The sequence below is a fragment of the uncultured Kordia sp. genome, assembly GCF_947496985.1.
Classification (GTDB): Bacteria; Bacteroidota; Bacteroidia; order Flavobacteriales; family Flavobacteriaceae; genus Kordia.
On sequence record NZ_CANMEZ010000001.1, the window covers coordinates 163378 to 177565 of the forward strand.

General features: G+C 31.8%; 14 protein-coding genes. 7 read left to right on the forward strand and 7 right to left on the reverse strand.

Features of this window, described 5'->3' with window-relative positions:
- Window positions 1-43: 43 nt before the first annotated feature.
- The 4 genes from Q0828_RS00840 to Q0828_RS00855 all read left to right on the forward strand — a co-directional run bounded on the left by Q0828_RS00840 (window position 44) and on the right by Q0828_RS00855 (window position 5981).
- Entirely contained in the window at window positions 44-3178 is a 3135-nt protein-coding gene (locus tag Q0828_RS00840; RefSeq protein WP_298416872.1) for a carboxypeptidase regulatory-like domain-containing protein, read from the forward strand.
- 28 nt (window positions 3179-3206) lie between these two features.
- Window positions 3207-4088, forward strand: a complete 882-nt coding sequence (locus Q0828_RS00845) for a sterol desaturase family protein (protein WP_298416873.1) — start codon at window positions 3207-3209, stop codon at window positions 4086-4088.
- A 1-nt stretch (window position 4089) separates the two neighbouring features.
- A complete protein-coding gene (locus tag Q0828_RS00850) occupies window positions 4090-5109 on the forward strand; it encodes a DUF547 domain-containing protein (protein WP_298416874.1) in 1020 nt (339 codons plus the stop codon).
- A gap of 95 nt (window positions 5110-5204) precedes the next feature.
- On the forward strand, window positions 5205-5981 hold the full coding sequence (locus tag Q0828_RS00855) for a TIGR04283 family arsenosugar biosynthesis glycosyltransferase (protein ID WP_298416875.1): 777 nt from the start codon (window positions 5205-5207) through the stop codon (window positions 5979-5981).
- A gap of 171 nt (window positions 5982-6152) precedes the next feature.
- Here the strand turns inward: Q0828_RS00855 and Q0828_RS00860 are convergent, their stop codons facing one another.
- The 3 genes from Q0828_RS00860 to Q0828_RS00870 are packed head-to-tail and all read right to left on the reverse strand — an operon-like array spanning window position 6153 to window position 8132.
- Entirely contained in the window at window positions 6153-6776 is a 624-nt protein-coding gene (locus Q0828_RS00860) for a hypothetical protein (protein WP_298416877.1), read from the reverse strand.
- Complete coding sequence (locus Q0828_RS00865; protein ID WP_298416878.1) at window positions 6766-7269, reverse strand: RNA polymerase sigma factor; 504 nt, start codon at window positions 7267-7269, stop codon at window positions 6766-6768. Before Q0828_RS00865 ends, Q0828_RS00860 begins: the two co-directional genes overlap by 11 nt.
- A gap of 11 nt (window positions 7270-7280) precedes the next feature.
- Window positions 7281-8132, reverse strand: a complete 852-nt coding sequence (locus tag Q0828_RS00870) for a TraB/GumN family protein (RefSeq protein ID WP_298416880.1) — start codon at window positions 8130-8132, stop codon at window positions 7281-7283.
- A gap of 235 nt (window positions 8133-8367) precedes the next feature.
- Between Q0828_RS00870 and Q0828_RS00875 the strand changes: the two genes are divergently transcribed.
- Window positions 8368-8580 carry a hypothetical protein gene (locus Q0828_RS00875; protein ID WP_298416881.1) on the forward strand — a complete coding sequence of 71 codons (213 nt, stop codon included), beginning with the start codon at window positions 8368-8370 and terminating at the stop codon, window positions 8578-8580.
- A 79-nt stretch (window positions 8581-8659) separates the two neighbouring features.
- Here the strand turns inward: Q0828_RS00875 and Q0828_RS00880 are convergent, their stop codons facing one another.
- Window positions 8660-9100 (reverse strand): RidA family protein, encoded by a 441-nt coding sequence (locus tag Q0828_RS00880; protein WP_298416883.1) that lies wholly within the window; start codon window positions 9098-9100, stop codon window positions 8660-8662.
- 137 nt (window positions 9101-9237) lie between these two features.
- On the opposite strand from Q0828_RS00880, the gene Q0828_RS00885 reads away from it, so the two are divergent.
- Both Q0828_RS00885 and Q0828_RS00890 read left to right on the forward strand, forming a co-directional pair.
- Window positions 9238-10239: an NAD-dependent epimerase/dehydratase family protein gene (locus Q0828_RS00885; RefSeq protein WP_298416886.1), complete on the forward strand. Its 1002-nt coding sequence runs from the start codon at window positions 9238-9240 to the stop codon at window positions 10237-10239.
- A 133-nt stretch (window positions 10240-10372) separates the two neighbouring features.
- Complete coding sequence (locus Q0828_RS00890; protein ID WP_298416887.1) at window positions 10373-11302, forward strand: T9SS type A sorting domain-containing protein; 930 nt, start codon at window positions 10373-10375, stop codon at window positions 11300-11302.
- A gap of 77 nt (window positions 11303-11379) precedes the next feature.
- Here the strand turns inward: Q0828_RS00890 and Q0828_RS00895 are convergent, their stop codons facing one another.
- The 3 genes from Q0828_RS00895 to Q0828_RS00905 are packed head-to-tail and all read right to left on the reverse strand — an operon-like array spanning window position 11380 to window position 14179.
- Complete coding sequence (locus tag Q0828_RS00895) at window positions 11380-12642, reverse strand: outer membrane protein assembly factor (protein ID WP_298416889.1); 1263 nt, start codon at window positions 12640-12642, stop codon at window positions 11380-11382.
- Window positions 12643-12644: 2 nt separating this feature from the next.
- On the reverse strand, window positions 12645-13409 hold the full coding sequence (locus Q0828_RS00900; protein ID WP_298416890.1) for a hypothetical protein: 765 nt from the start codon (window positions 13407-13409) through the stop codon (window positions 12645-12647).
- A gap of 14 nt (window positions 13410-13423) precedes the next feature.
- Window positions 13424-14179, reverse strand: coding sequence for a hypothetical protein (locus Q0828_RS00905; RefSeq protein WP_298416891.1), 756 nt, complete (start codon window positions 14177-14179; stop codon window positions 13424-13426).
- Between the last annotated feature and the right edge of the window lie 9 nt (window positions 14180-14188).

Below are 14188 nucleotides of genomic sequence, written 5' to 3' on the forward strand. Positions count from 1 at the left end.
GTTTTGAGACTAAATACTCTAATACTGAATATCAAATTATTACATGAATTACACGTTAGTACGCATAACTTTATTATGCTTTCTTTTTCCCCTAATACTAAGCGCACAAGAAACTACAGGTCGTTTAGAAGGTAAAATAAATGATACCAAAAATCAACCTGTTGCTTTTGCCAATATTATCATTACAGATACCGAAACAAATTTCAAATACGGAAGTATTTCTCAAGAATCTGGATATTATCTAGTAAACAATCTTCCGCCTGGAAGCACCTATAAAATTGAAGTTAGTTTTTTAGGATATCGTACAGAAATATTAGAAAATATCATCATTAATCTTGGTGCCACAACGACGAAAGACTTCACTCTAAAAGAAGAAGACGAAGCCTTAGACGCTGTTGTTTTAAGTGTTGATAGAAGAAACCTAAAAAAAGATAATGAACAACTCATTTCTAAAAAGATAATCACACAAACACCGACGATTAGCAGAAGTATTCAAGATTTAACCCGAACGCTTCCCGAAGCAAACTTAAACTCTTTTGCTGGTGCAAGTAATCGATTTAACAACTTAAACATTGACGGAGTTGCCAACAATGATGTGGTTGGTTTTCAAGAACCTGCAAGTGGTGCCGCCGGATCTTCCGCAAATGGTACACCTGGAAGTTTATCCAAAACACAGCCAATTGCTTTTGGAGCCATCAAAGAGCTTTCTGTAAAAACCACGCCTTTTGATGTGAGTATTGGAAACTTTACTGGAGCTAATATTAATTTGGTAACTAAAAACGGGACAAATACGACAAAAACGTCTATTTATGGCTTTGGAAATAATCAGAGCTTAGTGGGTAAATATGCCGATGGAACAAGACAAGAAGTAGACAACTTTTATGACATTCAAGTGGGCGCAAGTATTGGTGGCGCGCTGAAAAAAGACAAACTGTTTTACTTTGTAAATGTAGAACAATCATTAAGTAGTTTACCTGTTTTAAACGCGCCCGGAAGTGCAACTTCTAATATTGATTTTGAAACAGTTCAATTAATCTCTGAAACCTTAAAATCACGTTATAATTACGACCCCGGAACATTTACAAATGCAGAACTGAAAACAGCTAGCACCAAAATTTTTGCACGTTTAGATTATAATATTTCAGACAAACATAAACTGACGCTCCGTAATAATTATGTAAATAGTTTTTCAGATAATTTAGAATGGAATGAATCTATTTTCAACTTTGGAAATCAAGGATATCGACACAATAGTATTGCAAATAGTTTAACAGCCGAATGGAATGCAAACTTTAATAACAATACTTCAAATGTATTGTCTATTGGATATAACAAAGTAACAGAAGACAGAGAGTTTGACGGACGTGTATTTCCACATTTGCTTATTCAAGATGCTTCTAACAGAATATTTGCAGGTACATACCGAGAAGCTTCGGTGTACAATACCGATTTAAATACGTTTCAAATCACAAATAAATTTACGTACACAAAAGACAAACACACATTTACTTTAGGTGCATTATTGCAATACAACGATATCGATTACGGGTTTTTATCTGCTTGGAACGGGCGTTGGCAATATAATTCTGTCGAGAATTTTATCAACGACAGACCTTCACGAATTCGTGGTGTGTACAGAACTTCCAATAATAATTTTGATTTTGTAAGCAATACACCTTCGGCAACGTTAGACATTTTAACAACAGGATTTTATGCACAAGATCGTATTCGCTTTAATGATCGATTAACAGTTTCTGCAGGAATCCGTTTAGATAGTCAAGCATTATTAGATGAATTACCTGTAAGTGATGAAGTTAAAAACACACCTGAATTTAGTCGTTTTGAAAACACGATTAATGCAACACCACAAATCAATCCAAGAATTGGTTTTAACTATTATATCAACGACAGTAAAAAAATACAAATTCGCGGTGGAACCGGATTGTTTACAGGTCGTATTCCGTATTTATGGTTCGCTTACGCTGAATACATCTCGGGAACGGATTATTTCAATGTAGATATTCGCCCAACGGGAGAAACACAAATTGTTGAAAATGTAGAAGATTTGGCAAGTCAACAACCTGGTTTAACAGAAATCAATTTAATTGATAACGATTTCGATTTACCACGTGAATGGAAAAGTAATTTGGCAATTGATTTTAAGCTACCAAACAATTTCGGATTAACTGTAGAAGGAAGTTATACGAATGTAATCAATGGAATTTTCTTCAAATCGATTAATAGAAAAAACGAAACTGCAACATTTTCTGGCGCTGATAATCGTTCGTATTTTACATCAACTGGAGAGGCTATCAAAATCAATCCGAACTTTACAAATGTATTTTTATTGACAAATACAAACAAAGGATATCGTTACAACTTAACACTTGGTTTATCTAAAAAAACAGATCAATACAACGGTTTTCTTGGATACACATATGGAAAAAGCAAAGATATTTCAAGTACGGTTCGTAACTCACCTGCTGCTAACTTTGAGTGGAATCAATCGATAAACTCAAATAATCCTGACTTATCGTTTTCTAACTTTGATTTACGTCATAAAATTGTGTCTTCACACAGTTATCAATTCAATATTTCAAATAAAAGTGATTTACTCGTTTCTATGTTGTACAATGGAACTTCTGGAAGTCCATTTTCATTTGTAAACCAAGGAGATGTCAATAGAGATGGTTCTTCTAGAAATGATTTGGTATATGTACCAAACGATCAAAGTGAAATTAATTTAGTTGACATTACAGATAGTAATGGAGTTGTGATTACAACAGCAGCAGAACAATGGGAAAATTTAAACAATTATATCAATAACAATGATTATTTACGTTCACGTCGTGGACAATATACCGAACGAAATGGAGCAAAAACACCTTGGAATCACAGATTAGATGCACGTTTTGAATATGGTTTAAATTTAAAAGGAACGCACAGAATCAGCTTCTCATTAGATGTTTTTAATGTGTTGAACCTAGTCAATAGAAATTGGGGGAAACTTGTATTTGTACCAAATGTGGTGAACTCAAGTTTTAGTTTACTAAATTTTCAAGGGATAGAAAACAACCAGCCTACATATCAGTTTAATATTGAAGATGCTACGCCTTGGGTTGTAGATACTGAAAGTTCTCGATGGAAAGCGCAATTTGGAATAAAGTATCAATTTTAACTTGAATCATCCGTATCTTTGTTAGCCTATGGAAAAGTATATCGACATCATCAAACAATCGTATAGCGACTATTGGAATTACTTTCAAGGACAAGTATTTTTTCAAAATTTGGAAAACTATTTTTATGGTTTAATTGTAATTTCATTGATTGTTTGGGTGTTAGAAATAGCGTTTCCTTGGCGGAATAACCAATCAATTTTTCGAAAAGATTTTTGGTTAGATACGTTCTATATGTTTTTCAATTTTTTCATCTTTAACCTCATCATTTTTGTTGCGCTATCAAATACAGCTGCTGCATTTTTCAATGATATTTTAGGACTTATAGATTTATCTATTGATAGCTTTCAATTATTTGATGTTGATAATTTACCAACGTGGTTAGGTTTGATTATTTTCTTCGTAGTTGCAGATTTTGTACAATGGAATACACATAGAATGCTGCACAGAGTTGACTTTTTATGGAATTTCCATAAAGTGCATCATTCTGTGAAGGAAATGGGCTTTGCAGCACATTTACGTTACCATTGGATGGAAACGCTTGTATACAAATCAATGTTGTACATTCCAATGGCGATTATTGGCGGATTTAGCGTAAATCATGTTGCTTTTGTATACTTCTTTACTATTGCTGTCGGACATTTAAATCATGCAAATTTAGGCTGGGATTATGGTTTTTTAAAATACATTTTCAACAATCCAAAAATGCACATTTGGCATCATAGTAAAGAGCTTCCTGTAAGATATGGTGTAAATTTTGGACTAACCTTAAGTATTTGGGATTATATATTTAAAACGAATTACGTTCCTAAAAATGGTCGCGATATTGAACTAGGTTTTACAAATGATGAATTGTTTCCACAAGATTTCATTCAACAAGAAATCTATCCTATTAATCTAAAAAAAGAATAAAATGAAATACACCATACTTCTTTTCTCTACATTCTTAATAATCTCTTGTGGAACACAGCAAAAAACAGTTGAGAATATGCCTAAAGAAACAACAACTCCTACTGCAAACTCAGCAATTATAGATTCTGTAAATGCACAATATGATAAAGTTGCAGAAAATGATTCCTTAAACGTTTTTCAAAACAAAAACAACCATATTAAAAAGACTGACAGCGTTCTTTTTATCAAAAATGCAAAATTCACTACGACAGTAAAAGATTCAATCATTTTTAACGGAAATTCAAAAACTAAAAAAGGAACTACCGACGGTTATGTAACTAATGATGGGGAAACGGTAACTGTAGAAATTGCTGCAGATGAAGAAAAGAAAATAGCTTCTAATCATACTGCTTGGAATAATTTACTTCAAAAACATGTTTCAAAGCAAGGAAATGTAAACTATAAAGGTCTTAAAACAGATCATTCAAAATTGCGTGCATACATTACATATTTAGGAGAAAACACACCAACAGATATTTGGTCAAAGGAAGATAAATTAGTGTATTGGATTAATGCCTATAATTCGATGACAGTAGATTTAATTCTGAGAAGTTATCCGCTAAAAAGTATCAAAGACATCAAAAAACCTTGGGATCAACGTTTATGGAAATTAGGTGAGAAGTGGTATAATTTAAATGAAGTAGAGCATAAAATTCTTCGTAAAATGAACGAACCTAGAATTCATTTTGCTATTAATTGTGCTTCTTTTTCATGTCCTCCTTTATTAAACGAAGCTTTTTCTACTGAAAATTTAGAACAACAATTGACACAAGTTACCAAAGTATTTTTAGCAGATTCTGAACGAAATACAATCGCAGCAAACAAAATTGAGATTTCTAAAATCTTTAAGTGGTTTTCAAAAGATTTTAAGCAAAATGGTTCTTTAATTGATTTTTTAAACCAATATAGCGACATCAAAATTAACGCAAACGCAAAAAAGAGTTATAAAGATTATAACTGGAATTTGAATGAACTTCGATAAACTCAGTTACCATTCGATAAACTCAGTTACCATTTGACAGGTATAGCATAAAATGATATAAAAACCGTCAAACCAAAAGTTACGTATACAAAGTAATGAAACAACCTAATATTTCTATTATCATACCAATTCTGAATGAAGCGCAACATATTACGCAGCATTTAGAAACGTTATTGGATCGAATGAAATATACATATCATGAAATTTTACTTATTGATGGTGGAAGTACTGATGCAACTGTAGAAATTATAACTTCTTTTATTTCTAAATATCACAAACAACAATTTACGGGCAAAAAAAGATGTGTAGATTCATTGTTTGAAACGGAAAAACCTACCATTCAAATACAATTGTTTTCTTCTGAAAAAGGCCGTGCAAAACAAATGAATTTGGGTGCACAAAAAGCCACGAAAGACGTTTTGTATTTTTTGCATGCAGATACATTTCCTCCAAAGTATTTTGACGATCATATTCTTCAGGAAATCACAAAAGGAAACAAAGTTGGCTGTTTTCGTATGAAGTTCGATTATCCGCATCCTGTATTATTAGTTTCACAATTTTTCACACGTTTTAATGTCAATTGGTGTCGTGGCGGCGATCAATCTTTATTTATTGAAAAATTACTTTTTGAATCTTTAGGTGGCTTTGACGAATCGTATATTATTTATGAAGATTGCGAGTTTATAAATCGTTTATACGAAAAAGAAAACTTCACCATCATTCCGAAAAGTGTCAAAACTTCTGCTCGAAAATACAAAGTAAAAGGAACTTGGAAATTGCAATATCATTTTGCCATGATTCACATTAAAAAATCAAAAGGCGCAACACCTGAAGAACTGTATGCATATTATAAAAAATATGTTGCTTCTTAGTCATAGATATACTTCGCTTATAGATTTTTAGAAAAACTAAATATTAGTTTTCATATAATAGTATGTGAGATTCTGAATCAAGTTCAGAATGACGTAAAGTAAATAAACTAAAATTTTAAATTCTAACGAAGGAACATCAACATTTTAACTCGCGAAGTTGAATCCCAAAAATCACTCTTCCATTTGTTTCAAAATTTCTTCTAGTTTTCGCACATGTATACCATACAATTTATCTGCCCATAATACCGTAATATAATAAATAAAAACGCCTGAAAGTAAGTATCCAAAAATCACTAATAACAGTGTAGATGTTGGCATTTTCAATAAAAACCATTCTGAAAAACTAGCGGTTTCAAGATGAAAAGTTCCCATTAAAATTGCTGCCATTGAAATTGGTAATAATAATGAACCTGCAATAATTCCTGTTTTATATACTTCCATCGTGAGTTTTATATCATGAATAAAATTCAAAATAGTCTCTTTTGTTTGTTGTCCTACATTTGAGGTTCTACGTAAAAACCAAATCATTTTTGCCAAATACCCTAAAGTCATTAAGCTGGTAACAAACATTAAAATTAGGTAAACAGCTCGTGGCAATTCTTCCATTTTTATAACCGCTGGAAAAGCAAAAAAGACGACAATACATACTAATTGCGTAACAATTTCGCCTTTCATCGTTTTACGAATCTTAGCAATTGGCATTTGGCTTTCTTTTAAGTTTTCTAAACTGGTTGGCAATTGAAAATCATCTTGATTTTCGTCGTCCATCAATTCTTTTATTTTATCAAAATCCATGATTCTGTAGTTTTATAATTTCTTTTAATTTTTTCTTTGTTCTGTTTAATTTCACACGTACATTTACAGTGGACATTCCTAAATTCTTAGCTATTTCTTCTCCTGAAAAACCTTCAATGAATTGAAATATGAGTGCTTTCTCAATTTTATTTAATTCCTGAACTGCTTTGTAAAAAGCTGCCAATTGCTGTTCTTTTTCATCAGAATAGTCTTCTTGTGCTAGTTGTACATCTGCAGGCATTTTATAAGCATCAGGCTTTCGTTTGTCTTTCTTAAAAAATACAATTGCCGTATTTAGTGCCACACGATACATCCAACTCGAAAACTGACTTTTTCCATTAAATGACTTTAACGATTTCCAAAGCTGTAAAATAATTTCCTGCACCAAATCCTCTCGGTCAATCGCATCTTCAAAATAGATGCGAGAAACCTTATGGATAATCCCTTTATGGATTGTAATCGCTTTTAGAAATTCTTGTTCGGTTAATTCCAATACATTTATTTTTAAAGTACAGGTGTTACTTTATACCCTTCTTTTCGCAACAACTCAATAACGCCATTCTTTCCCACTAAATGTGCTGCTCCAACAGCAAATAAGTTCGATTGTTTTTTCATCATATCTGGCATTAATTTAATCCAATTTGTATTGCGAACCGTTAACATCCAATGTTCAGCATTTTTGTTAAAAAAACGTTCGTCTTTCATACCTGCGAACAATGTACTAATATCTTCGTTTTTATAGTGTTTTACCATGTCTTTAAACATTAATTTGTATGCTGAATACAATTCTATTTGTTGCCATAAAAAATCTTTAGGGTACGCTTTCGCGAAGAAATCAAGTTGATCATTTAAAGTTTCTAATCCAGCAATTGGTTTAGTTTTTGCTTGCGCTAGATTAATCAACTCAAACTCATACATTTTTTTAGTAGGACAGTTTAAGCCTTGCTGAGTCAACAGGCTATATACTGCCATTAGCGAATAGTTATTCACCATTTCTAATGTCATCTTTAGTTCTTTTTGTAATAAACTATCTAAAAATAGTTGTTGCTCTTGGGACAATTTTTCAGTCAACTTTCCAGAAGATATCATTTTTTGTTGCGCTTCTACTAATGCTTCTGTATTTGATAAATCTACTTCTAAAACTAAATTTTCAGTTTCATTAAAAGCTTTTGTCACTTTCTCAGGAATGGAAAAATCATCTTCACATAAAATATGAATCGTTCCTAATAGATAAGATGGTTTTGCTAAATCTTTGTGTTCAATTTTCCACAATACCGAATTTTCAAGTTTTTGATCTTGTGCATTTACTAAAAAGTTGCTTATAATAAAGCAACAGATTACAGTTAATTTTTTCATGTTTTTGTTTTTTAGTCACAAAAGACTTTTCAGCTGAATAGATCTTAGTGTTCAATTAATTTCTATTTGCTCCGTAAGTATCAACTTTAAAAATATGTTACAAAAAAAATGACGTTATTTTTTAAAATTGCATTCAAAAGGGATTTTTCCCCGAATAAAAAGGTGTTTACATCTTCGTAAAATAGCTTTTCAACTATTACACAAAAATCTATCTGTATGTTTCTTTGCACTGAAAATGAAAAAACAGAAAATCATTTCAGGATTACAATTAAAAAAATTAACAATTTCTGATTTACAGACAAATCAAGTAAAAGGTGGTTTACCAACTACATTACAATCAACAGTAGTTACTATTACAGACATTCCACTACCTCCACCTTCAACAACAAAAGATCCAAGACCCATGACAATTAGCTATTCTAATTGTGGCAACTGTACTTCTTGGTAATCAACCTATTAAGAGATGAAAAAGCAGCATGATAAATTTAGTTTGTCATGCTGCTTTATTTTATTTTTGAGTTGCTTTTTTATTTCGCAGCAATCACGTCAATCTCAATTTTTGCGCCAATTGCAAGTCCGCCAGCAGCAAATGTTGTACGTGCAGGTTTGTTTGGAAAGTATTGCACATACACGCTATTAAAGTCTTTAAAATCGTTAATATCAGCTAAAATTACCGTGCATTTTACTACACGATCTAATGAAGAATTATGTTGCGCCAATACTGCTTTTATGTTTTCTAATGCTTGTTTGGTTTCTGCTTTTATTCCTCCTGATACTAAAACTCCTTTTTTGTGATCTTTTCCTATTTGACCAGATAAGAATAATAAATTTTCAGTTTCAACTGCCGCACTAAAAGGTGTATTTTGACGTTCTGCTAAATGCGAAGGATGAAAAGTGATGTCTTTTTGATTAGATTGACAACTTACAAATGTTAATGCTATAGCGAAAATGGTTATGATTGATTTCACAAGATTTAGTTTTTGGTTACTAACAAATTTAAGGAATTTACACTTCCATTCCATTCAGCATGAATGCTATATTTATTTTTTTGAAATATGATAATGATCAAATATTATAGTAATTCAAAATATAGTATCTTTTTTGCATGGAAAAAATTCTCATCTTTGGCGGAACACAATTTATAGGACGTACACTTGTTCAACAACTACAAAAGTTAAATAAGTATGACATTACACTATTTAACAGACAACAAACACAAGCAGATATATTTCCTGATATACAAAAAATTAAAGGAGACAGAGAGACGAATGATGTTCGTCAAATTGAAAATGAAGATTGGGATTATGTTATTGATGTATCTTGTTACTATCCTGATTCACTTGTAAATGTATTGAATTCTATAAAAAGTAAATTTAAAAAATACATTTTGATTTCTACTTGTTCAGTGTATGATGACACCAATAATCAAGTTGATATGCGAGATGAAACAGCTCCTATACTAAATTGTACTGATAATCAACGTACAGATCGAACGCCAGCATCTTATGGAAACCGTAAAGCCGAATGTGAACGTATTTTAATGAATTTCACAGAAGACTATATTATGCTTCGTCCTGCGCTTGTGTATGGTGCTTATGATCATACAGATCGTTTTTATTATTGGTTATATCAAGTACAGCACAATCAAACATTATTACTACCTGATCGTGGGGAACGGGTATTTTCTATAACGTATGTAAATGATCTTGTAAATACTATTATTGCTTCCATAGAAACACCGTTTACAGGTATTTATAATATGATGACAACTCCAAAAACTTCTATAAAACAGATTGTTGAGCATACAGAAAAATTACTCAACAAATCTCCTAATAAAATAAACGCAGCACCCGATTTTTTGTATCGAAATAATATCAAACAATGGACAGATATGCCATTATGGGAAGATGGAGATCATTTTACATATAGCACGCAAAAACTAAAGAAAGATCTCAAGATAAAACTCACTGACTTTAAAGAAAGCATAGAAAGTACTATTTCATATTACAATTCTCTTGGTTGGAAAGTACCCAAATATGGAATCACAGAACAAGTGAGACAAGAACTTATCTCAAAAATTAAAAATGAAGAACTTTCTAAAAAATAACCCCTATACTGACTTCATTATTTAAGTAAAACGTTAAACTTAACATCTTGTTCACTATTCAGTAAGTTTCTGTTAATATTGATTACTCAACATTTTCTTTATTTTTGCCCAAAATCCCTTAACAATATTCAATATGAAAAAAATTACTCTTTTACTATTTATCTTTATCACTTCTATTTCTTTCGGGCAAATTTTAGTGAACGAAGATTTTACTTATGCTGACGGAAACCTTGTAGGAAATGGAACTTGGGCAGCTCATTCTGGTGCAGGAGCTACTGCGATACAAGTATCTTCTAATAAAATTTCATTGACACATGGAGGTGGTTCTAGAGAAGATGTAAGTATACCTTTTACTAGTGCTGCAACTGCAAAATACGCTAGTTTTGACTTAACAATTGCTGACCTTGGCGCTGCAATCGCAGGAACTGATTATGAATATTTTGCACATTTTAAAGATAATGGATTTACCTTTTTAGCACGTGTTGATATTGTATCACCAATTGGATCAGGAGATTTTAGAGTAGGAATCTCTACTAGTAGTTCTACTGCAGAAGCAGTTTGGGCAACTGATATGTCATACGACACAACATATAGAATAACTGTTAAATATGATGAAACAGCTGGTCAAGCACAACTTTGGGTTGATGCTTCAGATGAAACAGATACAAATATAGCTGGATCTACAGGCACTGGAATTGCAGTAACTAATTTTTCATTCAGACAATCTAATTCTACGTCAGATGAAACAATTACTATAGATAATCTTATTGTAGCTGAGAACTTTACTAGTGCTAATACTTTATCGGTATCTGCTAATACTTCTAGTAAAGATTTTGCACTTTATCCAAATCCAGTAATTGACAATAGTCAGTTAACTATTAAAGGACTAACTACTAGTAAAGCTTCTATAAGTATACACAATATGCTTGGAAAAGAAGTAATAAATAGTACGATTACGAACAACACAGTGGATGTTTCTTCACTAACTACAGGTATATATATCGTAAAAATACTTGAAGCAAACAGTAATAAATCTATTGTAAAGAAACTTATTATAAAGTAGTTAAGATTACTAAAACACCAAGTTTTAATAAAAAAAACACTTCTTAGAAATAGGAAGTGTTTTTTTAGTTTATATTTTTAAAAGTACTGGCCAATTCCAAAAACGATTCCATTACTTGCATTTTTAGTCACTCCGTAACCATAGTCTATTCTAAAAATTGCATTAAAAATTCGTTTGTGAATAAAACGCAAACCAACTCCTGGGTAGATTCTGAAGTTTTCACTGTTGGTAAAATCACTAAAAGTTCCTCCTGGATTTCTCCAAGTTCCAGCATCTACAAATCCATTTCCTTGTAAAATAAACCAACCTTTTTCATACAATGTATATCGATATTCAGTATTTAACACCAAGCTCGCTGTTCCACGATCAATGATGTTTCCTACTCCGCGAACATTCAAATTATTATCTACAGAGAAAGGTGCAAACGGACTAGCATTGTTTGAAGCAACTCCAAATCGTAAACGGTTTGCCCAGTTTCCTTTTTCACCAATACGCTTGAAGTACATAAAATCACTCCAACCTATCAGGAAGTTATCTTGAAAGTCATTTTCTGTCGTTACGTATTGTAAATACAAGGTGTTTTTAATTCCTTCAATGTATTGATAATAATAGTTTAGGTTATCATATTCATACACAAATTTCAACATTTGCTTGTCTAAAGATAAACTTTGCGGAATGGCGTTAGATGTAACTCCACTGAGATAATCATACTCTTCCTTGAAAATATTAATCCCAAATTGCAATCGATTTTTAAAGTTGATTTGATACAATGCCAATATTTCAAACGACGTATTACTATACTTATAATTAGCCGAACCTTGATCAAAATACAATGGTTCTTCACTTGTCCAATTTTGATGATTTAACGCAATTCCAAAGTTCCGTGTAAATAAATTTGGCGCGCGTAAATTGATTCCATAAGAGTCAAATCCGTTATTTTGATAAAATCCGCCAAAAGCGATATTTCGACCTAAAAAATTATAATCGTACAATCCAATTTTATAAGCCAATTGTTCATTTGTCGTAGTCCAAACATTCACATTTGGAATCAATGTAAAGTTTTCTTCTATGTTAAAAAACACATTATACAAGTTGTCATGCGAATAAAATACTTGATAATACGCATGCGAAACTCCTGCCAAACGTTTTAGCAATACTACATCTTGTTCTAGTTGAAGTGAATCTAGTTTATCTCCTTTCCGGACACTTACATATTTTTTTAAGAAGCCAATTTTATTTTTTTTATGCCCTTGAAATTTTATATCGTAGACTTCTTTTTCTTGAGCAATTCCTTGAAAAGCTAAAGAAAGAAACGCAATTAATAGGAGTATTTTTTTCATGATTATTCGGCTTCAAAACCTACAACAAGAAGTCTATTTATCCAGTTGTCTTGACCTATGTCTAATAAATTAATGTAATAATATTCACCTTGTGTGAGCGCTGGTGGTGTTCCCTCTGTAATATCTAAACCAACATTGGAAGTATCATAATACTGAAATTGATTCTCATTTGTATGCGTTGCAGAAAGCACATTTCCGGCTTGACTTACTATTTGAAAATATACTGCATTGGAATTCGTTGGATTCACATCCCAAGTAAATGCTGGCGATCCTGAAACTTGTTGATCAATCGTAATACCATCACTTTCCCAAATTGTCGGTTGTTGTTCGTGTTTGATTCGAATTGGATTCGAAATTTTCGTTACATTGTTTAGTCTGTATGTAATAATCATCCATTTTTCTGTAGCATTAAATTCTACAACTTGTTGAAAAAAACCATTGAAAACCGATTGCCTCTGATAGATTACTTGTTGGTAATTTGAATATTCATTTTCATCAACATCAAGTGATTCCGTTTCGTAGAACTTTATATTAAATGCATCATCTTCTACGTAATACATAAGATATACATCTTCATGATTTGTAGTTGCATCAGAATAAGCATAGGCAAGTACGCCACCTTCTTCTATGGCAAGATTGTTTAGTTGATTTGATAGTATTCCATAAGTATCTAATTCAAAAACTTGATCGTCATTACTACAAGAGGAAGTTCCCAATATTAAAATACAGACGGAAAATATACAAAGGGATATTTTTCTTAAATTCATAATATTTTTCATAGCTATTCAACTATAAAGATACTCTGAAATACTGTATTTACCCAATTATCTTCGCTAACATCCATCACTAAAAACTGATACGAATTGCCAATAGTGAGTGTCAAAGGATTTTCGGGAGTAATGTTTAAAACTACATTAGATGTATTGTAATATTGAAATTGATTCTCATAGGTATACGTTCCTGAAAGCAATCCATTATCAACCGTAGAAACTACTTGAAAATAAATAGCATTGTCTCCATTTGCGTTGTGTTCCCAAGTAAATTTTGGCATTTTGGAATCTTGCTGACTAATCTCAACTTCTTCAGACCAAACTGTAGCTTTCGTTATATTTTTCGTTCGAATCGGATTAGAAATTTTCACTTCCCCATCCAACTCGTATGCAACAATTACCCATTGTTCTTGTCCAAAAGGTCGTTTGAATTGTTGTATAAATCCTTCAAAAAGTGGTTCTGAATTAATATCTAATTTTCTATAATTGGAAAAATCATCTTTATCAATAGCTGCTGTATTTGTTTCAAAAAACTGAATATTTGTTGCGCCAGCTTCTAAATAATAATACACATTAACAATTGCTGAATTACTTGCATCACTTGCGGCACAAGCAATGACAGCGCCTGTTTCAATAGTACGATTTTCAATTACTTCAGATAATGTAGTAGCATTTATAACATTGATATCTGTAGTAACATCATCAGATACGCAGGAGACAATTGTAAAAAATGATATTATGTATACAATTGTTTTTATGGCATTCATGACTTTTTT